Annotated in this window: 17 protein-coding genes; 15 read left to right on the top strand and 2 right to left on the bottom strand. The window is 41.4% G+C overall.

Annotation, left to right across the window (positions count from 1 at the left end):
* The first annotated feature begins 166 nt into the window (after window positions 1–166).
* The 9 genes from CPS94_RS00690 to CPS94_RS00730 all read left to right on the top strand — a co-directional run bounded on the left by CPS94_RS00690 (window position 167) and on the right by CPS94_RS00730 (window position 14,146).
* Complete coding sequence (locus tag CPS94_RS00690; RefSeq protein WP_112195799.1) at window positions 167–6,511, top strand: ZmpA/ZmpB/ZmpC family metallo-endopeptidase; 6,345 nt, start codon at window positions 167–169, stop codon at window positions 6,509–6,511.
* A gap of 124 nt (window positions 6,512–6,635) precedes the next feature.
* Complete coding sequence (locus tag CPS94_RS00695) at window positions 6,636–7,910, top strand: hydroxymethylglutaryl-CoA reductase, degradative (protein WP_112195797.1); 1,275 nt, start codon at window positions 6,636–6,638, stop codon at window positions 7,908–7,910.
* Window positions 7,897–8,853 carry an IpaB/EvcA family protein gene (locus CPS94_RS00700; protein WP_112195795.1) on the top strand — a complete coding sequence of 319 codons (957 nt, stop codon included), beginning with the start codon at window positions 7,897–7,899 and terminating at the stop codon, window positions 8,851–8,853. Before CPS94_RS00695 ends, CPS94_RS00700 begins: the two co-directional genes overlap by 14 nt.
* Window positions 8,854–8,871: 18 nt before the next feature.
* Window positions 8,872–9,369 carry a phosphatidylglycerophosphatase A family protein gene (locus CPS94_RS00705; protein WP_004048807.1) on the top strand — a complete coding sequence of 166 codons (498 nt, stop codon included), beginning with the start codon at window positions 8,872–8,874 and terminating at the stop codon, window positions 9,367–9,369.
* A 126-nt stretch (window positions 9,370–9,495) separates the two neighbouring features.
* Window positions 9,496–11,526 (top strand): methionine--tRNA ligase, encoded by a 2,031-nt coding sequence (gene metG / locus CPS94_RS00710; RefSeq protein ID WP_112195793.1) that lies wholly within the window; start codon window positions 9,496–9,498, stop codon window positions 11,524–11,526.
* Between the two features lie 59 nt (window positions 11,527–11,585).
* The gene (locus CPS94_RS00715) at window positions 11,586–12,353 is read left to right on the top strand and encodes a TatD family hydrolase (RefSeq protein ID WP_112195791.1); all 768 of its coding nucleotides are present in this window, start codon (window positions 11,586–11,588) and stop codon (window positions 12,351–12,353) included.
* An 8-nt stretch (window positions 12,354–12,361) separates the two neighbouring features.
* Complete coding sequence (gene rnmV, locus CPS94_RS00720) at window positions 12,362–12,931, top strand: ribonuclease M5 (RefSeq protein WP_112195981.1); 570 nt, start codon at window positions 12,362–12,364, stop codon at window positions 12,929–12,931.
* Window positions 12,924–13,820: a 16S rRNA (adenine(1518)-N(6)/adenine(1519)-N(6))-dimethyltransferase RsmA gene (rsmA, locus tag CPS94_RS00725; protein ID WP_112195789.1), complete on the top strand. Its 897-nt coding sequence runs from the start codon at window positions 12,924–12,926 to the stop codon at window positions 13,818–13,820. The genes rnmV and rsmA overlap by 8 nt, the downstream gene beginning before the upstream one ends.
* 92 nt (window positions 13,821–13,912) lie before the next feature.
* Window positions 13,913–14,146, top strand: a complete 234-nt coding sequence (locus tag CPS94_RS00730) for a Veg family protein (RefSeq protein ID WP_010689710.1) — start codon at window positions 13,913–13,915, stop codon at window positions 14,144–14,146.
* A 109-nt stretch (window positions 14,147–14,255) separates the two neighbouring features.
* Here CPS94_RS00730 and CPS94_RS00735 read toward each other — a convergent pair whose 3' ends face one another.
* A complete protein-coding gene (locus CPS94_RS00735; protein WP_112195780.1) occupies window positions 14,256–15,614 on the bottom strand; it encodes an MFS transporter in 1,359 nt (452 codons plus the stop codon).
* Window positions 15,615–16,151: 537 nt separating this feature from the next.
* Window positions 16,152–17,114 carry an IS30 family transposase gene (locus tag CPS94_RS00740; protein ID WP_004048827.1) on the bottom strand — a complete coding sequence of 321 codons (963 nt, stop codon included), beginning with the start codon at window positions 17,112–17,114 and terminating at the stop codon, window positions 16,152–16,154.
* 113 nt (window positions 17,115–17,227) lie between these two features.
* Here CPS94_RS00740 and pdhA point away from each other — a divergent pair, with 113 nt between their 5' ends.
* The 6 genes from pdhA (at window position 17,228) to CPS94_RS00770 (ending at window position 24,102) form a co-directional block, all read left to right on the top strand.
* Window positions 17,228–18,328, top strand: a complete 1,101-nt coding sequence (gene pdhA, locus CPS94_RS00745) for a pyruvate dehydrogenase (acetyl-transferring) E1 component subunit alpha (protein WP_112195779.1) — start codon at window positions 17,228–17,230, stop codon at window positions 18,326–18,328.
* Entirely contained in the window at window positions 18,328–19,305 is a 978-nt protein-coding gene (locus tag CPS94_RS00750) for an alpha-ketoacid dehydrogenase subunit beta (RefSeq protein ID WP_112195776.1), read from the top strand. The genes pdhA and CPS94_RS00750 overlap by 1 nt, the downstream gene beginning before the upstream one ends.
* Window positions 19,306–19,320: 15 nt before the next feature.
* Complete coding sequence (locus CPS94_RS00755; protein WP_112286312.1) at window positions 19,321–20,604, top strand: dihydrolipoamide acetyltransferase family protein; 1,284 nt, start codon at window positions 19,321–19,323, stop codon at window positions 20,602–20,604.
* Between the two features lie 5 nt (window positions 20,605–20,609).
* Window positions 20,610–22,016, top strand: a complete 1,407-nt coding sequence (gene lpdA / locus CPS94_RS00760; protein ID WP_112195772.1) for a dihydrolipoyl dehydrogenase — start codon at window positions 20,610–20,612, stop codon at window positions 22,014–22,016.
* Window positions 22,017–22,040: 24 nt separating this feature from the next.
* Window positions 22,041–23,060 carry a lipoate--protein ligase gene (locus tag CPS94_RS00765; protein WP_112195770.1) on the top strand — a complete coding sequence of 340 codons (1,020 nt, stop codon included), beginning with the start codon at window positions 22,041–22,043 and terminating at the stop codon, window positions 23,058–23,060.
* Between the two features lie 178 nt (window positions 23,061–23,238).
* Window positions 23,239–24,102 (top strand): alpha/beta hydrolase, encoded by an 864-nt coding sequence (locus tag CPS94_RS00770; RefSeq protein ID WP_112195768.1) that lies wholly within the window; start codon window positions 23,239–23,241, stop codon window positions 24,100–24,102.
* Window positions 24,103–24,142 lie beyond the last annotated feature (40 nt).

Consider the following 24,142-nt stretch of genomic DNA (forward strand, 5'->3'; position numbering starts at 1 on the left):
CAGAATGGTAGCGTTTAAAACATATTAAGGTAAAACTGGCTCAAAAACTTGCTGAAATGTTCTGAGATATGTTAATTTAACAGGATGAAAGGGTTTTAGGAAAAATTAATTATTTTAACTTAAGTTTTGTAGCAATTTATTCTGTGAATTGTGAAAGGAGAAAATTATGTCTAAGTCAAACCGCTCGAAGTGGCAAATAGGTGAGCAAAAACAGCGATTTGCGATCAGAAAATTCTCACAGGGAGTTTGTTCTGTTTTAGTTGGGACGATATTTGTTTTCGGGACTCCTGCAGTTATCCAAGGAGATGAAATAGTAGCTACTCACATCGGAACAAAGAAAAAAGAACAGTATCAGATCAAATTTCAGCATGTAACTGAGGCTAGCTTGACCTCAGAACAAAGAGCAAAAGTTATTTATGATAATCCACCTAAGACTAAAGTCAGCAGTGATCAAGTTTATTATCTAGTTTATCGTCCGGTGGCAACGCAGCATTTACCACAAACGGGAGAACTTGAAATGCCTTGGGAACTAGGGGCGTTTGGAGCTGGTGCACTGATCATGGGGCTAGGAGTACTTCCAAGACGGGGACGTAAATATCGCTTTTTGACAGCTATAATTGTGGCTTCAACTGTAGTAGGAGTAGGAAGCTCGGTGGTTAGTGCTAGTCCAAGTTTTGCCGAGTTAAGCAATTATGACCGAGCTTATTTGGTAGCAGAAGATGAAGAGCTACCAGAAATAGCAACACAACATGTTGGTTATCAATATATTGGCTATCTTCTAGTTAGTGATATCAAGCATCATGAAGAGTCAGTACCGACTACACGACCAGTTACAGAAAAATTAGTTCCAAATAGTGATAAAATATCGAACACTGACTCACCAGTAACTGGAATGGATAAACCAGAAAATCCTGAAGAAACAACACAAATAGTGGATAAAGAAACCAAGACTGAGCCAGTGGGATACGAAACCCAGTATGTAGCAGATCCAGAGTTACTTGAAGGAACAACAAGCGTACGAACGCCGGGTCAAGCAGGTGAGCGTACGATCGTGTATGAAGTGACACGCGATGCCACAGGAAAAGAAATAAGTCGCGTAGAAAAGAGCAACACTATAACGAAAGCGCCAGTGACAGAAGTGGTCGCCCAAGGTACAAAAGTCAAAGAACCAGCAGAATCGAAAGTAACGGTAAGCGAAGAAACCAAAGTCGAGTCAGTGGGCTATGAAACACAGTATATAGAAGATCCAGAGTTACTTGAAGGAACGACAAGCCTACGGACGCCAGGTCAAGTGGGCGAGCGCACGATCGTGTATAAAGTGACACGTGACGCCACAGGAAAAGAAATAAGTCGCGTAGAAAAAAGTAACACTATAACGAAAGCGCCAGTGACAGAGGTGGTCGCTCAAGGTACAAAAGTCAAAGAACCAGCAGAACCAAAAGTGACGGTAAGCGAAGAAAGCAAAGTTGAATCAGTGGGCTATGAGACCCAATATGTGGCAGATCCAGAGTTACTTGAAGGAACAACAAGCGTACGAACGCCGGGTCAAGCAGGCGAGCGCACGATCGTGTATGAAGTGACACGTGATGCCACAGGAAAAGAAATAAGTCGGGTAGAAAAGAGCAACACTATAACGAAAGCGCCAGTAACAGAAGTGATCGCCCAAGGTGCAAAAGTCAAAGAACCAGCAGAACCGAAAGTAACGGTAAGCGAAGAAAGCAAAGTCGAGTCAGTGGGCTATGAGACCCAATATGTGGCAGATCCAGAGTTACTTGAAGGAACAACAAGCGTACGAACGCCGGGTCAAGCGGGCGAGCGCACGATCGTGTATGAAGTGACACGCGATGCCACAGGAAAAGAAATAAGTCGCGTAGAAAAGAGTAACACTATAACGAAAGCCCCAGTAACAGAAGTGGTCGCCCAAGGTGCAAAAGTCAAAGAACCTGAAGAACCGAAAGTAACGGTAAGCGAAGAAAGCAAAGTCGAGTCAGTGGGCTATGAGACCCAATATGTGGCAGATCCAGAGTTACTTGAAGGAACAACAAGCGTACGAACGCCGGGTCAAGCGGGCGAGCGCACGATCGTGTATGAAGTGACACGCGATGCCACAGGAAAAGAAATAAGTCGGGTAGAAAAGAGCAACATTATAACCAAAGCGCCAGTAACAGAGGTGATCGTACGAGGGACAAAGCCAAAAACCACAGTGGCAGAAGAAGTTTTGGTGGAGAAGATCCCATATACAAGTGAGATCCAAAGCGATCCCGAACTTTTTGTTGGGACAACAGTTGTCAAAACAGCGGGTCAAGCAGGTGAGCGCACGATCGTGTATGAGGTGACGCGCGATACTAATGGAAAAGAGATCGCACGTGTAGAAAAGAGTGATGAGATCACCAAAGTACCAGTAAATGAGGTCGTTGCTAAAGGAACTAAGTTATATGCTAAACCATTAGTCGAGCTTGCTAGCACAGATGAGTCTGTTGATAATAGAGTAGCCACTGTTAGCTACACTGTAACTGATCCTAATAAGAAATTACAGGCTATAAAAGTAAGCTTATACAAAGAAAATGAAAAAATAACTGAAAAATTAGTTGATCTGACTACCTTAACGACGACTTTTGCTGATTTAGCTTACAATACGAATTATCGACTCGAAACAGAGTACACTTATGATATTGGTCAAGGTGATCAGACTGAGAACTTAAAACCGATCACGGTGGAATTGACACCTAAAAAAGTTGAGCTGAAAAATGTTGATAATATCAGCTTATACCAATTAGGAAAAAATGGTGGTCTAGAGTTAGTCTCTAGTTTAGCTGAGTTGCCAACTGATCCTAATAAATATGTTGCTAAGATCGTGTCACGCCAACAAAAAGATTGGTATTTACCGGTCACTTCATTTGAAGAGATCAAGCTAGGTGAAAAGACTAAGTATCAAGCTACGATCGCGACCCCCGAATTGGTGACTTATCAAGCTGACAAACGTGATTTTTCTACGGGACACACTTTTTTGATCGATAAGACAGAAGTTTCAAATGAATACACCAACTTTGCTGAGTTGATCAAGGCGATAAAAGCTGATCCAACGGGAGACTTTATCCTCGCGGCCGATTTGGATGCTCTAGGCTTTGCTAGCTCAGATGCAGATTATATCACTGAGACGTTTAGCGGAACTTTGCGTAGTAAAGCTGGTAATTCCTATACGATCTCCAATTTAAATAAACCACTGTTTAATGTGGTCAAGGGTGCAACGATAGCAAATATCTTGTTAGAAAATGTTGCGATCACTGATAATGTTGCTAACACTGGTAGTTTAGCCCGTATCTTAGATGGGGCTTTGATCAGTGATGTCAATATAAAAGGTACGATCGCTTCAACACAAACAACTGGTGGCTTAGCAGCACGTATCAAAAATAATACTCAGATCTCACGAGCATCATTTACTGGTACGATCACCTTGACAGGTAATGCTTATGATCAAGGTGGTGGTTTAGTTGGATATGCTGAAAATTCTAGGATCGCGCGTAGCTTTGCGGATGTTTATCTGACAGCTAAGGTCCATAATACCAATGATAATGTTGGTGGCTTAGTCGGACGTTTGGCAAGTGGCGTGGTCGAAAAGAGTTATGCTACAGGGACGATAAAAAATGATGGTCTAGTAAAACGTGCTGGTGGTCTGATCGGAAGTGCTTGGACAAACGGACGAGTTGTTGATGCGATAAGTGCAGTTAAGATGGAAAATGGTTATATTTTCCACGGTGATATTGATTTCAAAAGGCCACCTCATCAAAAGACATACTATGTTTCTGAGGTCGCAAGTGGTCTGACTAATGATTATCCGGCTGCGATCACTGAAGCGACCGCCAAGGAAATGCTCCAAAATTGGCAAGTCGCTGCTCCAACATGGAAAGCTGCGACCGTAGCTCAAATTATCGATTATTCGCAACTACCAAATTATCAAGCTGAGCGCGAATTAGTCTACAGAAATATGGAAAAATTACTGCCATTTTATGATCGGTATACTATTTTGAAATATGGAAATAAAGTCTTACCAAGCGATAAACTTTATACGACCGCGTTGACGGCAGTTGTCCCAATGAAAGCTGGAAAAGTGGTTGGTGATTCAGTCGTTGATCCGGGCCAATTGACGAGCTTGTTGCTTCATTTTGCTGATGAAACGGTGACCCAAGTAGCACTTGAGTCCTTAGGTGAGTATAAACAAACTAATATCAGTGAATACCAATTTGCTAATGGACTACTCTACACACCATATCAATTGGGTGGAGCGTGGAATGATCTACTCACAGAAGTCGTTACTGCTTACCAAACATTGGACTATTATGCTGCAGAAACAACGGCAAGTTTGGCTCTACAGCCAGCAGAAGATAGTTTGAAGAAGGCTAAAAAAGCAGCCCTTGAAAATTATCAAAAAATGCATCCAACTGAAGTGTTGACGGCTGAAAAAACTGCTGCGATCGAAGCTAAAGCGGCAGAGCAATTGCGGATCGAACAGCTAAATGAGTTGTATCTTCAAGATGCATTTGCCAAAGTCCAAAAAGATATCAAAGCTCAATTGGGTTCTTTGACGACTTCAATGGCTGTTGTTGATCTAACTTCTGCGGTGATCCGTGAAGATCTCAAGCAGAGGTTAGAAGCTAAGAAACTAGAATTGACACTAGCGTTGGCTTATTTGGAACGGTTATATCACATCAATTATGGTGAGTTAGATCTGCATGCGCTCGCGGCTTATTATCCAGATTTTTACGGTAAGAGAGTAGATATTTTATCATGGTTAAGTGACTTTTCTAAGCTGGGAACAAAATTAGCGGTCAAAAATAATTATGCGACATATGCAGCCCTTTTTAGCCCGCTGACAGGTGATCAAGATGTCGTTACCTATTTAGAGCATAATCGCCGTTTGTTTGCCCCACAGTTAGATGACAACACGTGGTTCAAGGGAGCGACTAAAGCGTATGTTTATGAAGCAGCATCTAAACAAGTGCCTGATGCGACAGTTCAGATATATGATCGTCTGAAGGGCAAAAATCGTTTGGAATATCGAAACTATCTCTTACCGCTTCTGAACTTAAGTGAGAAAAATATGTTTATGTTCACGACGATGACAACAGTTTCATTTGGTATCTATGAGCGTTATATCGATGAAGCACTTAAAAGTGATCCGACTGTGTATGCAGCTAAACAAGCCAATATTGATCGAGCTGTCGATAAGTATGCACAGATCATGGCGGATTACTATGATACTTGGTATCGTATCGTCGATGATAAAGTGAAAGATCAATTGCTCACACGCGATATTCCGCTCTGGGATGGATATTGGATCATCGATAATACAAAAACAGGCAATTGGAAGAATCGCTGGGTCGATAAGTTCGATAAAACGGTATCTGGGGTTTATGAGTTCTTTGCTCCAGTGGGTAAGATGTATGCGCCTAATGGAGTCGGGGCCTATGCAACTGGTTCATTAGTCCATTTTGTAGTTGATGGCCAGTTGAGTGATTATGGTGTAGCTGTAAGTTCTCATGAAATGACGCATAATCTAGATGGAGCTGTTTATTTTAATGGCTATGGTCGTCGCCAAGAGATGGGAGCTGAGACTTTTGCGATGGGGCTACTAGAAGTGCCTTCTACTCCAGGACAGGGGCAATATGGCTTGAACTTGGCTTTTGATTGGTCAAATAAAAAGAATTTGACACAAGCAAGTAGTTTTAGTGATTTTACTTCGAGTGCAGATCTCAAACGCTATATGAAAGGTGTTTTTGATGTTACCTACCTACTTGATTATGCGGAAGCCCAAGCGATCATAGCGATGAGCAATGACGATCGGCGTCAATATCTGCGCCAGATCACTTATGATACGAATGCTAAACAAGATAAGATCACTAATAGTGGTCTGACTTATGCTGAAAGTATCAAACTGACAAATTGGGAAAGCCTGATCGATAATAATATCGTTGTTGCACGCAGTCTTAGTGGTGGAAGTTATGGTAAGAACACTTATATGACAGTTCCATTGTACGCTCCGATCTATGCTGGACTTCAAAACAATAACGGCAGTGTTGGGGGCTTGCTCTTTAGAAAGACAGCTTTTGAACTCTTAGCAGATCGTGGTTGGGAAGATGGCTTTATCCCGTACGTTTCCAACCAATATAAAAATCAAGCTGAAGCTGAAGGCGAGGTCTTTAGCGATGCTTATATCTTTAAACAGATCTGGGGCACAGAGTATGCAAATTATGCTGAATTCAAAAAAGCGATGTTCAATGAACGGATCGCTAAAAAAGATAATTTAAGAGCGATCACGATCACGTACAACAAGAAACAAGAAACGATCGATTCGTTTGCTAAGTTACAGACGCTGATGGATCAAGCAAGTGCAGCTGATATGTTATTGATGCGTGCGGGTAAGCGAGCTGTCAACGTAGATAATCTAAAGAAGGCGATCATGGTCGAATATCATGCTCTGACTGATAGTTTTAAGACTTCGATCTTTAACTGAGATATTTTTGAGCAAGGGAGCAATTTCCCTTGCTTTTTTGGTTTGTTACTTGTGTTTTTAAGTGATAATGCTTAAACTAAAAGGGTCTAACGGATAACAGAATAGAGATCTGAGGAAATATATTATGAACGGATTTAACAAATACTATCAAAAAGATCGCCAGACACGGCTAGACATTTTAGTACAACAAAAAAAATTGACGCAAGCTGAAGTGGACTCTTTGATAGATCCCAAACTTGATCTTACATTGGGGGATACGATGATCGAAAACTTTATCACGCAGTATCAGATCCCGGAAGGTTTAGCGTTGAATTATGTCATTGATGGAAAAGAATATCTGATCCCAATGGTGACTGAAGAGCCATCGGTGATCGCAGCTGCCAGTCATGGAGCTGCGATCGTCAAGCGAAGCGGAGGTTTTACAAGTGAACTAAAAGAACGCTTGATGATCGGGCAGATCGTCATCGAACAGGTCAAAGACGCCACTAAATTGGCCCAAGAACTTGAACAAAAGCAAGCTAAATTACTTCAATTAGCTAATGAAGCTCATCCATCGATCGTTTGTCGCGGGGGTGGTGCCCGTGAGATCAAAGTGCGGATCTTAGCTCCAGATCTGATCTCGCTTGATTTGCTCGTCGATGTTAAAGAAGCAATGGGCGCTAATATGTTGAATACGATGTTAGAGGCTTGTGCGAGTTATTTGCGAACTGAACTTGATACAGAGATCTTGTTGAGTATTTTATCCAATTATGCGACCCGCTGTTTAGTAAAAGTCACTTGTGAGATCCCGGTTTCTGAACTGACTAAAGGCGAGTTAGCAGGAGAAAAAATCGCACAAAAGATCGCAACAGCTAGCCGGTTAGCTCAGCTTGATCCTTATCGAGCCACAACGCATAATAAAGGGATCATGAATGGGATCGATGCAGTCGTGATCGCCAGTGGTAATGACTGGCGGGCGATCGAAGCCGGAGCGCATGCTTATGCAACGCGTAATGGTAGTTACCAAGGCTTGAGTACTTGGCAAGTCAAGGGTGATAAGTTGATCGGTGAACTAGAATTGCCGTTGCCCCTAGGATCAGTTGGTGGCTCGGTCTCGATCGTACCTTTAGTGAAACTTAACCATCGACTTTTAGAATTACAAGATGCTAAAGAATTAGAGAAGATCGTGGCTGCGGTTGGCTTAGGACAAAATTTAGCAGCGCTATATGCCTTAGTGACTGATGGGATCCAAAAGGGCCATATGAAGTTACAATTAAAAAGCTTAGCAGTCGCAGTGGGAGCCAGCCCGAGTGAAGTTTCAGCTGTCGTAGCGGGATTATTAGCTAAAAAAGCGCGTGATTCTGCTACAGCTAAGCAGATTTTAGAAGAGATAAGAGGAAATGATCATGAACAAAAATGATTTGACAACTAAAACACAAGAATTGATCGCCCAAGTTGAGGAGAAATTCCCCGCTGGAGTCGAGATCGAATTTAAAGAACCAAAAAAAGTGGGCTATTTACGCCATGATCAAGCCCAACACTATTTACATGGGGGCAAATTAAAAGTTGATGTTTATGATCAGACCGATCCAGATTATACAGTCGCGCATGAATTGTTGCACTTTTTATTGATGCTAGACAAGACACCACAAGTAGCATTTAATTTGACGACTGGCGATACGAATAAAGATCATAAATTTATGCTAGCCGGGATCGACCTATATGATACGGTCTTACACACTAAAGTCTATGCTAAACAGCGAAAATTAGGTTTTGTAGATGACAGGATCGAAAAGTTATATCTAAAAGGTGTTTTAGCGATCTTAAAGCCTGAGCCAAAAGGAAAACGCGATGAATGGATGGTCTTACGGACGGTAACGTTACTAGATGCTTTGGTCTTTTTTGCTGATGATCTAGCACAAGTATTGCCGGAATTGGAAAAAAACTACCCGCTCTCCTTAGCTGCTGCTCAAAAACTCTATGCAGTCATGACAGAAAAGTCACTTAAGACGGCTTTTGAAGTGCGACGTGGTGTGGTACGTTTATGGAAATCATTTGATAAACAACTCAGCGAATGGAATTTATTACCTATGCACTTAAATGATTTCATCACAATAACACCTGTTTTGAGTGAACGGCAATTACGCTTGGAAACAAGTGCACTATTTGAATTTTATCATACACCTTGGCAAGAGAATTTGACGTTTAAATCAGCCTATGTTGGTCGCTTTAAGGTCGATGGCCAAAATTCATTTATCTTACCAGACCTAGGTGAAAAACCTGCTGAAAAATTTAAAGAACTCTATGCGATGCCAGTTACTAAACTTTTAGCCACTCTAGGTGTAGACTACTTATTACGTTAATAAAAAGAAGGTATTTCAATGTATCAAAAAAACTTTAAATATCCTGATACTAAGGCACATGAATTTGTGATCGCACGCTTAGCTAAACGCGGTGTCAGTTTAGATGAATTGGCTAAGTTGGTTTATGAGACCCAAAAGGACTTTGAATTAGGCTTGACCTTAGAAGAATGCAAAAAAGATGTCAATGATGTGATGCACAAGCGGGAATTATTGAATAATGCAATGGTCATGTTAGAGCTCGATCGTTTGACAGAAGAAGGAAAAGTAGCCTCACCATTGGCCGAGATCATCGAAAATGATTCGGGAGTTTTTGGGGTCGATGAAACTTTAGCATTACAGATCGCCAATATCTACGGTACGATCGGAGCTACCAATTTTGGGTATTTTGACCGCGTAAAATCTGGGATCATCAAGAAATTCGATACGAGCCCCGAACACGTCAACACCTTTATCGATGATCTTTTGGCCGCGATCGTAGCCGCTACTTGTGGCAAAATTGCACATAAATATGCCTAGTCCCTGTTTTTTTGCTTGAAACGGCTAATAATAGGTACGTGGTTATGTTATACTATTTTTATTGAAAATTTGACGATGATAAACTTGCACTAATAGCAGTTTTAAGCGAAAGGAAATGACTAGTTAATGGCTGATAAACAGACATATTACATTACAACGCCGATCTATTACCCATCAGGAAAGCTACACATCGGTAACTCATATACAACGATCGCTTGCGATGTTTTAGCACGCTACAAACGTCTGCAAGATTTTGATGTCTTCTTTTTGACAGGGACAGATGAACACGGGTTAAAGATCGAACAAAAAGCCCAAGACTTGAATATGACGCCTAAAGAATATGTTGATATGATGGCTGAAGCGATCCAAAAATTATGGCAAGAGCTTGAGATCACAAATGATAAATTTATCCGAACAACGGATGAATATCATGAAGAAGCGATCCAAAAGATCTTCCAAAAACTTTTGGATAAGGGTGATATCTATCTTGGCTCTTACAAGGGTTGGTATTCTGTTTCGGATGAGGAATACTTTACGGAATCACAATTAGCCGAAGTTTATCGGGATGAACAAGGCAACATGATCGGTGGGAAAGCTCCATCTGGGCATGAAGTTCAATTGGTCGAAGAAGAATCCTATTTCTTCAAGATGGGTAAGTATGCTGATCGTTTGGTCGAATACTACAATGAACATCCAGATTTCATCATTCCCCAAAGTCGTAAAAATGAAATGTTGAATAATTTCATCAAGCCTGGCTTAGAAGACTTGGCGATCACACGGACTAGTTTTGATTGGGGCGTTAAAGTACCAAATGATCCAAAACACGTGGTCTACGTGTGGATCGATGCTTTGTGTAACTATATTACAGCTTTGGGCTATGGCAGCAAGGATCAAGAACTTTTCAACAAGTATTGGCCGGCTGATGTTCATATGGTGGGTAAAGAGATCGTTCGTTTCCATACGATCTACTGGCCGATCATTTTGATGGCTTTAGATCTTCCCTTGCCAAAACATATTATCGGTCATGGTTGGTTAGTCATGCGAGACGGTAAGATGTCTAAGTCTAAGGGCAATGTGGTCTATCCAGAAATGTTGACGAAACGTTATGGCTTAGATGCATTACGCTATTACTTGATGCGGGCGGTTCCATTTGGCAATGATGGGATCTTCACCCCAGAAGATTTTGTGCAAAAGATCAACTACGATTTGGCTAATGACTTAGGCAACTTATTGAACCGAACTGTAGCGATGATCAATAAATATCGTGGGGGCGTGATCCCAACGTTGACTTCAAATGTTACTGCATTTGATCTAGACTTAGAAAAGTCAGCTAAAGAAGCGATCACTGAATATGAAACTAACATGGATCAAGCGCATTTTGCATTAGCTTTAGAAGCACTGTGGAAGTTTGTTTCACGTTCTAACAAGTATATCGATGAGACTGAACCATGGGTCTTGGCTAAAGATGAGGCTAAAACTGAAGAATTAGACAGTGTCCTAGCTCACTTGGCTGCAAGTTTACGTTTGATCGCGATCTTATTGCAGCCAGTGATGACACACGCACCAAAAGAGATCTTTACTCAATTAGGCCTACCATTAGATAATATGGCGATCAAGGAAGTGGACTATTTTGCTCTCCCAGAAAATACAACTGTTGTTAAGAAGGGAACACCGATCTTCCCACGTTTAGACATCGAAGCTGAAGTTGAATATATCAAGTCTAAGATGACTAAAAATGAAAAACAAAAAGGGAGAAAAGCAATGCAAGAAGCCATCGAAGCTCAAGCTGAATTTGATCCTGAAAAGACAGAGCTTAAGTCAACGAAAAAAGAGATCAAGTTTGATAAATTTGATAAAGTTGAACAACGGGTGGCTTTGATCAAGGATGTTTCGCGGGTCAAGGGTGCCGATAAGCTACTTAAATTCCGGTTGGATGCGGGCGATGAAGGTGAACGTCAGATCCTTTCGGGTATCGCGCAATGGTATCCTGAACCAGAAAAATTGATCGGTAAAAAAGTGATCGCGGTAACAAACTTACAACCACGTAAGATGCGAGGCGAGATCAGCCAAGGGATGCTCTTATCAGCTGAATTTGGTGATACGGTACAATTGATAACTGTTCCCGATGAGATCCCAGCCGGATCATTAGTTGGCTAATTAAGTGAGAGAAGGCACATGGGCTGACCGTGTGCCTTTTAGCGTAAGAAAGGAAAAAAATGGAGATTTTTGATTCACATACTCATATCAATGCTACTGAATTTAAAAATGATATTCCTGATGTGATAAAGCGGGCCCAAGCTTTAGATGTGACCGAAATGTTAGTCATCAGTTACGATACCCCGAGTACGGAGCGCATGCTTGATCTAGTTGAAAAATATCCAAATATTTATGGGGCGTTTGGCTGTCATCCCGAAAGTGCTTTAGACTACGATGCAAACTTTGAAAGAAAATTAAGCGAAGTTTTGGCTCATCCAAAGGTAAAAGCGCTCGGAGAGATCGGACTTGATTATCACTGTGATGTACCTAAAAAAATCCAATGGGAAGTCTTTGAACGTCAAATAAAGCTCGCACATGAATTACAACTTCCGATAAGTATCCATGATCGGGATGCGATCGCGGACTGTTATGCGATCTTAAAAGAAGCAGATATCGCAAAGATCGGTGGGATCATGCACAGTTTTAACGGGGATGCAAATTGGGCCGAAAAATTTTTGGACTTAGGGATGGAATTATCATTTAGTGGTGTCGTGACTTTTGGTAATGCTAAGGAAGTAAAACAGGCAGCTTTAATGACACCATTGGAGCATATGTTAGTTGAAACCGATGCACCTTATCTGACACCAATGCCATTTCGGGGTAAAATCAATGAACCAGCAATGACCCGCTATACGTTAGAGTTTTTGGCTAAAGAAAGACAGATCGCGCCTGAAAAATTAGCGCAGATCACAACTGCTAATGCAAAGAAAGTGTTGAAGATAAAATGACAGATAAGATGAAGATCAAAGAAGTTATCGTTGTTGAAGGTAAAGATGATACTAAGCGGATCAACTTAGCCGTCAATGCAGATACCCTTGAAACTAGAGGGTCAGCGATCAGTGATGAGACACTCGCACAGATCGAAGAATTACATGACAAACGTGGGGTCATTGTCTTTACCGACCCTGATTTTTCAGGTGAAAAGATCCGTAAGATCATCCAAGAAGCTGTTCCGGGGGTCAAGCATGCTTTTTTGACTAAAAAAGCTGCTGCTCCAGATCACAAGGGAAGTCTTGGCGTTGAACATGCTGATCCAGAGGCTATTAGAGAAGCTTTACGTAATTTATATACAGAAGAGCCAGATGCGACGCCAATGATAAGTCGTGAAGATCTAGCAGTAGCGGGCTTGATATCAGGTCCTAAAGCCAAGATCAGACGGCGGATCTTGGGCGAATATTTGCGGATCGGCTATGTCAACGGCAAGCAGCTCTATAAGCGGTTGAACCTCTTTCAGATCACCCCAGAAGAATTTGCCGCTGCACTAAGATATTTAGAACAAGTAGAGGAAGGAAAAATCGATGAATAATCAATTACCAGAGATCGCTTCACCAACTAGAACGCGGGCGATCATGGAGAGTTATGGTCTGACATTTAAAAAGAGTTTAGGCCAAAACTTCTTAACTGATATCAATATTTTAAATAAGATCGTGGCCGCTGCTGACGTAACGCCAGAAGATGACGTGATCGAGATCGGACCAGGGATCGGTGCTTTGACTGAACAGTTGGCAAAGAATGCACATCAAGTCATGGCGCTAGAGATCGATGACCGTTTGATCCCTGTTTTAGCCGACACTTTGGCACCTTATGATAACGTGACAGTCGTTCATCAAGACGTACTTAAAGCCGATCTTGTAGAATTGATCGCTAAAAATTTTGATGGAAAACATAAGATCAAGTTGGTGGCGAATTTACCATATTACATTACAACGCCGATCATTTTACATTTGTTGGAAGCCCCAGTTGATTTTGACCGGATCGTTGTGATGATGCAAAAAGAAGTGGCTGATCGTTTAGCCGCTGTTCCAGGGACCAAAGATTACGGTTCTTTGAGTGTGGCGGTCCAATACGAGATGGATGCTAAAGTGGCTTTTATCGTGCCTAAAACAGTTTTCATTCCCCAACCTAAAGTTGATTCTGCGATCATTGTATTAGAGAAAAAAGCCGTTCAAACCTATGAGCCAGTTGATGAAAAGTTCTTCAAGCAAATGGTCAAAGGGATCTTTTTACATCGGCGTAAAAGCCTTTGGAACAACTTGCAAGGAATGTATGGTAAGACTCCTGAGATCAAAGAAAAAATGCAGACAGCTTTAGCCAAGGTCGAAATCGAACCTGGGATCCGTGCGGAAAAGTTAACGATCGCACAAATGGTCGAATTAGCTGATGCTTTAGTCAATGAAAAAATCATCAAAAAATAACTTTTAAATATTGAAGTGTTTGTTCGGGTGTGGTATAATTGCAATTTTTGTAAAATTATGTTACAATGTTTCTCACAGAGAGGTGAAGCGCATTGCCAACTACATTAGTAAAAATCAAGAGCAAGCTCGACAATTGCATTGGCGCTGGTTTAACGGTAACGTCCCACGTTGGGCGCAAAAAAGTTACTAAACGTCATGGAATCTTGCGGGAAACTTTCCCCGCTGTATTTATCGTAGAATTAAGTCACGAAGAAAATGCCGTTGAACGCGTATCATATAGTTACACCGACGTTTTGACCAATAATATCATTCTAGATTTTGATTAAGCGATAAGTTGATCATCGCTGATCCTTATTAGGATTTTAGGTACCGAGATTTAATTTTTTGAAACAGTAAATAAGCTAGGAGCCCCCGTTTATATGGGTCTCTCCTAGCTTATTTTTTGACTTCTTTTAAGCGCAACGCTAAGACTAAAGCTATGGCTTCAATGAGTAAAAAGCAGATAAAGACGCGAGAATAGCTTGATTTTTGGGTGATACTTTGACCAGCATTGCTCAACAATAAGGTCGCGCCCATGACCCCTAGACTACCAAGGAGCTGGCGGATCGTAGTCGTTAGTGCAGTTGCATGTGCGATCAAGTTTTTAGGGACGGAATTAGCGCCCAGCGTTGTAGCCGGCATCATGACAAAGGCATTGCCCCCTTCGATCACCATTGAAAAGGCGATCAAGAGCGGTAGTCCCAAGTGATCTTGCCATAAGAGAAGTCCCGCCCAACCACTAAGCAACATGCTGACGCCAACTAAAAGAACAGGTTTAAAGCCCCATTTGTCGGCTAGCTTACCGGTGATAGGGTTTAACACGCTCAGTAAAACAGCAGGTAAGACTAAGGAAAGCCCAGAAGCTAGCGGGCTTAGACCGAGGATCTTTTGATAATAGAGCGGAAAAACGATCGTGACGACGATCAAGGACACGTAAGAAAGTCCCGTTAGTAATAGCCCAATATCAAAATCTAAATATTTAACGATTTGCAATTCTAAGAGGGGTTCTGCCAGTTTTAGTTGACGCTGGCAAAATGCTATCAATAAACCAAGTCCTAAGAGTAAGAGTAGAACACTTGATAGTAAATGAGCGGGATCTTTAAAGGCAGTCAGTGCATATAGTACCATGCCTAGCCCAGCGCCTTCATAAAATAATGAGAAGACATCTAATTGGGAAGGTTTTTGCTCCATGACATCACTGATCGTCACACAAGCGGCCAAGAAGATCACGAGCATTAAAAAGCAAAATAGCCAAAAGAGAGCTTGCCAACGTAAAAAATTTAAGACGATCCCAGAGATGATCGGTCCAACAGCTAAGGCTGAACCCATGACTAAACCAGCAGCCCCCATAGTTTGTCCCCGCTTGTCTTTAGGGGTGATCGTCATCAAAACAGTTTGAAATGACGGAAATAAGATACCGACAGCAGTAGCTTCTAATAAACGCCCTAATAGTGCAAACCAAAAAGTTGGGGCAAAAATTATCATTAAAGTGCCGATCCCAAAAAGGGCTAAGACACTGAGATAGAGATGTTTAAAAGAAATATTATTGAGAAGCCACGGGCTGACTGGCATCATCACACACATCATTAACATAAAACCGGTCGTCAACCATTGGATCGTTGCGGCATCGACCGTAAAGAAGTGCATCAAGGCAGGATAAGCCGTTGAAAGCGCTGATTGACTGATCGACATGGTAAAAGTACCTGCTAATAGGGTAAAAATAAATAGTTTTCGCTTAATTTCGGTGAGTTCCATTTATTCATCTACTTTCTAAATATGTAAAAAAGTCCGAAAACAAAATTCGGACTTCATTGTAGCATCAAAGTTTATTTTTCGCGATGTTTTTTCGCTTCTTGTTCTTTTTTATCGTTCTCACGACGTCTAGCATCGTTTAGACGGTTTTCTTCGAGCCGATGTTCGAGCTTGGAATCATTACGGCGTGTCATAGCTAAAACTTCCTTTCTATATTTACAAAGGTATTATAGTTCTAATGTCTATAAGTTACAAATAAAACGATCCAGGATAAAAGGTTGGTAATATTGTGATTTAATTTAAAAAATTAAAACATATTTTAAGCCAGATGTTTGTGATAAAAGTAACATTGTCCACAAGGTAAAAAAAGTTTACGCCTAAAATATTGCACAAAATCAATGTTTCTAGGGCATCGGCTAACAAATTAAGGAGTGCACAAAATTAACATTCAGTGACCAATACGTTATAATTAACGATGTAAGCGCTATATAAAGATTGAAAATAAGATTGATTCCTTATGTCCTGAATTGTCAAATTAAGTTAGAAAAAAACTACATGCTCATTTGTAATGTACTTCATGAATACTTCTAGTGGGGTTTTGTAGTTTAAACTTTTACGTGGAATATTGTTTCTATAGCTAGCTACTTGTTGGACATAGTCAGTGGGGAGATCACTGAGATTCATATCTTTTCCTAGTCCGTCTTTCCTAAGTAATCCATTCGTATGTTCATTTAGTGCACGTTGGTTAGGAGCACCTACATCGGCAAAGTAGGTACTGATATCATGCTTATTAGCGATATCTTTCCACTTAGAAAATTCCTTACCATTATCAAAAGTGATCGATTTAAAGAGTCCTTTAGGAGTAACAGAAAGTAAAGCATCAAGTTTCTCAAAGATAGCTTTATCCGTCTTATGGCGTGTATTCAAAATGATGACAGCCTTAGACTTTCGTTCAACTAATGTCATTACTGCACCACGATGTTTTTTACCTTGGATCGTATCAGCTTCAAGATGTCCAAATTCATTATGGTAGTTGGGATAGTCCTGATGCCGCTCTGAAAGAGCCCGACCTAGTCGTCCAGCTTTTCCACGGCGTTCAACGTAACCATTTGGATGTCTTTTTCCTTTCATTGGGAGCGAGGTCACATCTAAAACGTTAGAACGCTTGAAGATGCGATAAAGCGTACGCATTGAGCAACTGATATGTTTTTCATTACGTCCGATGATCGTATCAGGAGTCCAACCTAGACTAACTTTTTCCTTGATGTACTCAAGCTCATCATTAGGTAATACGATGAGTTTACGGCCGGATTTAGATTTATTAGCCCGATAGTTTTCATAGTATTCAGAGATCGAATTCCCAGCATCTAAAAAACGATATACTCGATAAATAGTTTCAGCACTACGTTTTAAGGTTTTAGCTACAATATAGGCTTTAACACCTTGATTCCAAAAATTTTGTATGAAGGACAGTTCGCTTATGGTAAGATGATTATAGGTCATTTGTGATTTTCCTTTACTTTTGTTTGTTGGTACTCAAAAGTCTATCACAAATGGCTTTTTATTTTTCTAACTTAATTTTACAAACTGCGTGTTTAAAGAAAGGAAGTTTTAAAATGGCACAAAAAATTGATTTTGAAGCGTTAAAGACGATCTCTCCTAGTGAAATTAAACCGCTTCAAGTTTTGGATGAAAATGGCAAAGTGATCGATCCAAACTTTTTCCCAGATCTAAGTGATGAACAGATCGTGGAATTGTTTAAACAAATGTTATGGTCACGTGTATTAGACGAACGTTCTACCAAGCTGAATCGTCAAGGGCGTTTAGGCTTTTTTGCTCCAACTGCTGGGGAAGAAGCTTCGCAGATCGCATCTGAATTTGCGATGGAAAAGACAGATTTCTTATTACCAGCTTATCGTGATGTTCCGCAATTAGTCTTACATGGGTTACCTTTGGAAAAGGCTTTCTTATGGTCGCGTGGGCATGTTTTAGGAAATGAATATCCAGAAGATCTAGCTGCTTTACCACCACAGATCATTATCGGGGCTCAATACGTTCAAGCTGCTGGTGTAGCTTTAGGGTTCAAGAAAAAAGGCGCTAAGAATGTAGCGTATACGTATACTGGTGATGGTGGTACTTCCCAAGGTGATTTTTACGAAGGGATCAACTTTGCTGGTGCCTACAAAGCACCTGCGATCTTTGTTGTGCAAAATAACGGTTATGCGATCTCAGTCCCAAGAGCGGTTCAAACTGCGGCTCCAACTTTAGCACAAAAAGGTCTAGCTGCTGGGATCCCAGGTCTTCAAGTTGATGGGATGGATGCTTTGGCAGTCTATTTAGTTATGAGCGAGGCGCGTAAATACAGTGTAGCGGGTAATGGTCCAGTCTTGATCGAGACGTTGACGTATCGCTTTGGCCCACATACACTTTCTGGTGATGATCCGCATCGTTATCGGACTGCTGATGAAGAAGCAAAGTGGGAAAAGAAAGATCCATTGGTAAGATTACGCACTTATTTAGATGAAAAAGGTCTCTGGTCAGAAGAACAAGAAGAAGCTTATATTGAAGAAGTAAATGAACAGATCAATGAAGCAATGAAAAAGACGGAACAAGCACCAAAACAAAAGGTGAGTGAATATCTGCAAAATGTCTTTGTCGAAACACCACCGACTTTAGAGGAACAAATTGCAAAATTTGCGGCTAAGGAGGAAGCATAATGGCTAAAACAACGATGATCAAAGCAATTACACAGGCTTTGGAAGATGAATTGAAACGTGATAAAAATGTTTTGGTATTTGGTGAAGATGTTGGTCGAAATGGTGGTGTTTTCCGTGCTACTGATGGCTTACAAGATAAAGTCGGTGAAGATCAAGTCTTTGATACGCCCTTAGCTGAATCAGGGATCGGTGGTCTTGCAGTTGGCTTAGCTTTGACAGGATTTCGGCCTGTACCTGAGATCCAATTCTTTGGTTTTGTCTTTGAAGTTATGGATGAGATCGCCGCTCAGATCGCTCGGACACGTTTCCGCTTAGGTGGTACCCGTAAAATGCCAGTGACGATCAGAGCTCCATTTGGTGGTGGGGTCCATACGCCAGAATTACACTCGGATAGTTTGGAAGGCTTGATGGCACAAACACCGGGGTTAAAGGTCGTGATCCCAAGTGATCCATATGATGCCAAGGGCCTATTGACGGCAGCGATCCGCTCAGATGATCCAGTCGTTTTCTTAGAACATATGAAGTTATACCGCTCTTTCAAACAAGAAGTTCCAGATGAAGCATACACTGTAGCCTTAGATAAAGCAGCGATCAAGCGTGAAGGCAAAGATGTAACGATCATTTCTTACGGTTATATGGTCCATGAAAGCTTACTAGCTGCTGATGAATTAGCTAAAGAAGGTATCGAAGCCGAAGTTGTTGATCTGCGTACAGTTTCCCCATTGGATGAAGAAACGATCTTAAGCTCAGTCAAACGCACTGGCCGAGTTGTCTTGGTCCAAGAAGCACAACGCCAAGCAGGGATCAACTCTCAAGTAGCAGCCTTGATCGCTGAAAAAGGTATTTTATCATTAGAGGCACCGATCGCACGGGTCGATGCACCGGACACACCATATCCATTTAGCGATGCTGAAACGATCTGGTTACCAAACAAACAAGATATCATTGAAAAAGTAAAAGAAACGGTCAATTTCTAGGAAAGGTGAAGATTTATGAGTAAATATCAATTTAAGCTCCCAGATATTGGGGAAGGGATCGCTGAAGGTGTCATTGGTGAATGGCACGTTAAAGTCGGCGATACGATCAAAGAAGATGCTGATCTAGTTCAAATCGAAAATGATAAATCCGTCGAAGAAATTCCTAGTCCTGTAGCCGGAAAAGTAACTGCGATCATAGTTCCAGAAGGTGAAACGGCTGAAGTTGGTGATGTTTTAGTAGAGTTAGAAGTTGCAGAAGGGTTAGGCAACGTTGATGATAGTGCAACAAAGACACCAGCTAAAGCAGAAAAAACTCAACCAGTCCCAGAGCCAGTCGCTGAACCAACAAGCAAAGCGCCTGTTGAAGTATCTGTGCAAGATCACTCCTTACCAGTTTTAGCGATGCCGTCAGTGCGTAAATTTGCCCGTGAAAATGGAGTCGAGTTGGCTAAGATCAAGGGGACTGGACGTCACGGACAAGTAACGAAAGCTGATATTGAACAAGCTTTGAGTTTGCCACAAGATGCACCAGTAGCAGCCCCAGAAGCTAAAACAGAAGAACCAGTTGTTGCTTTGCCAGCTAGTGCAAGTGCTACTTGGCCTGAAACAGTTGAAAAGATGTCACCGATCAGAAAAGCAACTGCTAATGCAATGGTGCGCTCAGTTTCCCAGATCCCACATGTACATGTTTTTGATGAAGTTGTCGTGGATAAACTTTGGGATCACCGTAAGAAGTATAAGGAATTGGCAGCAACGCGTGGTGTCAAATTGACTTTTATGGCTTATATGGTCAAAGCCTTAGCCGTGATCATGAAGGAATTCCCGATCTTCAACAGTTCGGTCGATATGCAAAATCAAACGATCGCTTATAAAGATTATATCAACGTAGGGATCGCAACAGATACCGACCATGGTTTGTTCGTACCAAATGTTAAACATGCAGATGCACTTAGTTTATTTGGGATCGCAGAACAGATCTCAAATAATACAGCCAAAGCTAAGGAAAATAAATTAGCACGTGATGATATGAATCATACTGGTATGTCGATCACCAATATCGGTTCAGTCGGTGGTGGTTTCTTTACACCGATCATCAATTGGCCAGAAGTTGCGATCTTAGGTATGGGTAAGATCACTAAAGAAGCTGTTGTGGTGGATGATGAAGTTCAGATCGCACGCGTCTTGAAGTTGTCATTGGCCTTTGATCATCGTGTGATCGATGGTGCGACAGCTCAAAAAGCAGTCAACAGACTCAAAGAATTATTGGCAGACCCAGAATTGTTATTAATGGAAGGATGAGCTAGATGGTAGTTGGAGATTTTTCAATTGAATTAGATACAGTCGTGATCGGTGCGGGCCCTGGTGGGTATGTAGCTGCGATCCATGCAGCTGAATTAGGCCAAAAAGTAACCGTGATCGAACGTGAATTTATCGGTGGTGTTTGCTTGAACGTAGGTTGTATCCCATCAAAGGCCTTGATCGAAGCAGCACACCACTACCAATACGCAATGCACTCCCAAGATATGGGACTCCAAGTAACAGCAGCTAAACTTGATTTCAATAAAACGATCGAGTGGAAAAATAGTGTTGTTTCTAAGCTCACTGGTGGGGTCGCATCACTATTTAAAAAGCATCAGATCGATGTTGTTTGGGGTGATGCTTTCTTGAAAGATGATCACAATTTACGTGTGATCGATAAGGAAGGCCATGCTCAAACATATAGTTTCAATAATTTGATCGTCGCCACAGGAAGTCATCCGATCGAGATCCCTAACTTTAAGTTTAAGGGTCGTGTCTTAGACTCAACGGGGGCTCTCAATTTACGTGAAGTTCCCAAAGAATTAGTCGTTGTTGGTGGTGGTTATATCGGATGCGAATTAGCTTCAGCGTATGCCAACTTAGGGTCACATGTAACGATCCTTGAAGGTGGTTCGATGATCTTAGCTAACTATGAAAAAGATCTTGTTAAAGTAGTCGAACATCACTTTAGCAAACAAGGTGTGGATATCTACACCAATGCTTTAGCTAAGAATGCGGAACAAACGGATGATAACGTCAAGGTCACCTTTGAGATCGATGGCAAAGCCCAAGAGATCACGGCTGATTATGTGATCGTTTCGGTCGGTCGGCGACCAAATACAGCTGATATGGGTTTAGAACAAGCGGGAGTCAAGGTCGATGAACGTGGTTTGATCCCAGTTGATGCACAAAGTCGCACAAATATTCCACATATCTATGCGATCGGTGATATCGTAGCTGGTTTTGCCTTGGCTCATAAAGCTAGTTATGAAGGTAAAGTAGCTGCTGAAGCGATCTCTGGCATGAAGACAACGGTCGATTATCGTGCGATGCCAGCAGTTTGTTATACAGATACTTCGATCGCAACGACTGGCTTGACCCTAGCCGAAGCTAAAGAAAAAGGTTTTAAGGCTAAAAAGGCGCAATTCCCATTTGCTGCTAATGGGCGTGCGATCTCAATGGGCAAGACTGATGGTTTTATTCGTTTAGTTTTCGAAGAAGAAACAGATATCTTACTAGGTGCTCAGATCGTTGGGGCCCATGCGAGTGATCTGATCAACGAATTGACTTTAGCGATCGAAATGGGAGCAACGACTGAAGATATCGGCTTAACGATCCACCCACACCCATCATTAGGTGAAGCGGTGATGGATGCTGCTGATGTGGCACTTGGTTTTCCAACTAATATTTAATTTTTAGGCAAATGAGGGATGAAGATGCAGTATCTAGTAATGCAAACTGATGATATCAGAACTAACTTAGCAACGGAACAGTATTTGATGAACAGTGGTAAATTAGAAGCACCATTTATGCTGTTTTATATCGAAAAACCATGTATCATCGTAGGTCGAAATCAAAATACAATGGAAGAGATCAATCAGAAATATTGTGAAGACAACGAGATCACGATCACCCGTCGCCTCTCTGGTGGTGGTGCGATGTATCAAGATCTAGGCAATATGTGTTTTAGCTTTGTCGTACCAGCTAAAGATCAAAAGTTTGGTGATTTTAAGACATTGGTCCAGCCGATCGTCAAAGCATTGCATGAGATGGGCGCTACCAAAGCTGAGGTGACAGGGCGTAATGATATCGTGATCGAAGGCAAGAAATTTTCTGGTAATGCGATGTATACAAAGGGCGACAAAACTTTTTCCCATGGGACTTTGATGTTTGATGTGGATACAAGTGCTGTCGAAAATGCGTTGCGTGTATCTAAAGATAAGATCGAATCAAAGGGTGTTAAGTCAGTTCGTTCGCACGTGACCAATATCAAACCCTATTTGGATAAACAGTATCAAGCACTAGATACCTTTGCCTTCCGGGATGAATTGATCAAAAAGATCTGGCAAGTAGATTCATTAGAGCAAGCCCAAAAATTCGAATATCATTTAGATGAGACGGATAAAGCTGAGATCGCAAAAATCGAACAAGAGCTGTATAAAAATTGGGATTGGGTCTATGGACGTTCTCCTGAGTTTACAGTTCAAAGAAGACATCGCTTCACCGGTGGAACGATCGATGCGCGTTTCTTGATCGATAATGGCGTGATCACTTCAGTCAAGATCTATGGTGATTTCTTTGGTAAAAAAGATGTCGGTGAAGTAGAAGCGCTCTTGGCGGGTGTAAAATACGCTCCGGCAGAAATTCGTCAAGCTTTAGCTAAGCTAGATCTCACCCAATATTTTGCTGGTATTCCAACTGAAGAAATAGTAGAATTGTTAGCAGTCCAAAAATAAGACTTTAGTAAAGATCCCGTTATGAAGCTCATAGCGGGATCTTTATTTGAGTTACTATCGTTGAAGCCTGTTGCTGATCGGCAAATTTATTAAATAAAAAATTGAAGTCAAAACGGATGCATAAATCAGCAAAAAGGACTATAATTTATGCACTAGTAGAAAGAAGGCGAGCACAGTCTTGAAAAAATGGTGGGTGATTTTAGGCAGTGTTTTAGTCGGGCTGATCTGCCTCCAATTATGGCTTTTACGTGGAACACCTGGAGAAGCATTACGCACGAAACAGTTGCGTTCGGATATTGCGTATAGCGATGTTCCAACGCTCTTAGTCCCTGGGTGGGGTGGGAATGGTTGGACTTACAGTAAATTGATCAAATACTACCAAAAAGAAAATATCGCACAAAAGACAATGACGATCCATGTGACTCCAACAGGCAAGGTCAAGATCCAAGGTAGTGTAGCCAATAAGAAAAATGCTTTGATCCAATTGATCTTTGATTGGAATTATACAAAAGATTACCAACCACAGACAAAGTGGCTACAGCAGGTACTTACGCTTTTGCACCGTGATCATCATGTCGATAAACTCAACGTGATCGCACATTCATGGGGTGGGAGTGCTTTGGTACATGCTTTGGCAGATTCAAGTTCGTTACAAAAAGAGATCGCTTTTCCTAAGGTGATCTTACTGGGAACACCGATCGATGAAAGTGTGGATGAGAATATGAGTTATGCCAAGGCTCAAGCTAAAGCCTCGGCTGATAAAAATTACCAGCGCTTGTTGAAAAAATTCAAAGAATTTGATCCACTTGCTAGTATCGATTTTTATAATTTGATGGGCTCGGTCGATGGTGAAAAAACTGACGGCTCAGTGCCCAATGTACAGTCACTATTTTTGAAAAATATCATTCATCCCAATTGGTCTAAATATTATCAAGCTGTTTATACCAATACGGATCATACCGACCTGCATCAAAGCACTAAAGTTTTAGACACGATGGATAAGATCTTGTGGAATAACCGTCCGCTTGCATGGCATCATTAAAAATAAGACCAGATAGAGTTCTTAAACAGTTAAGGACTTT

The sequence above is a fragment of the Ligilactobacillus murinus genome, from assembly GCF_003288115.1.
GTDB lineage: Bacteria > Bacillota > Bacilli > Lactobacillales > Lactobacillaceae > Ligilactobacillus > Ligilactobacillus murinus.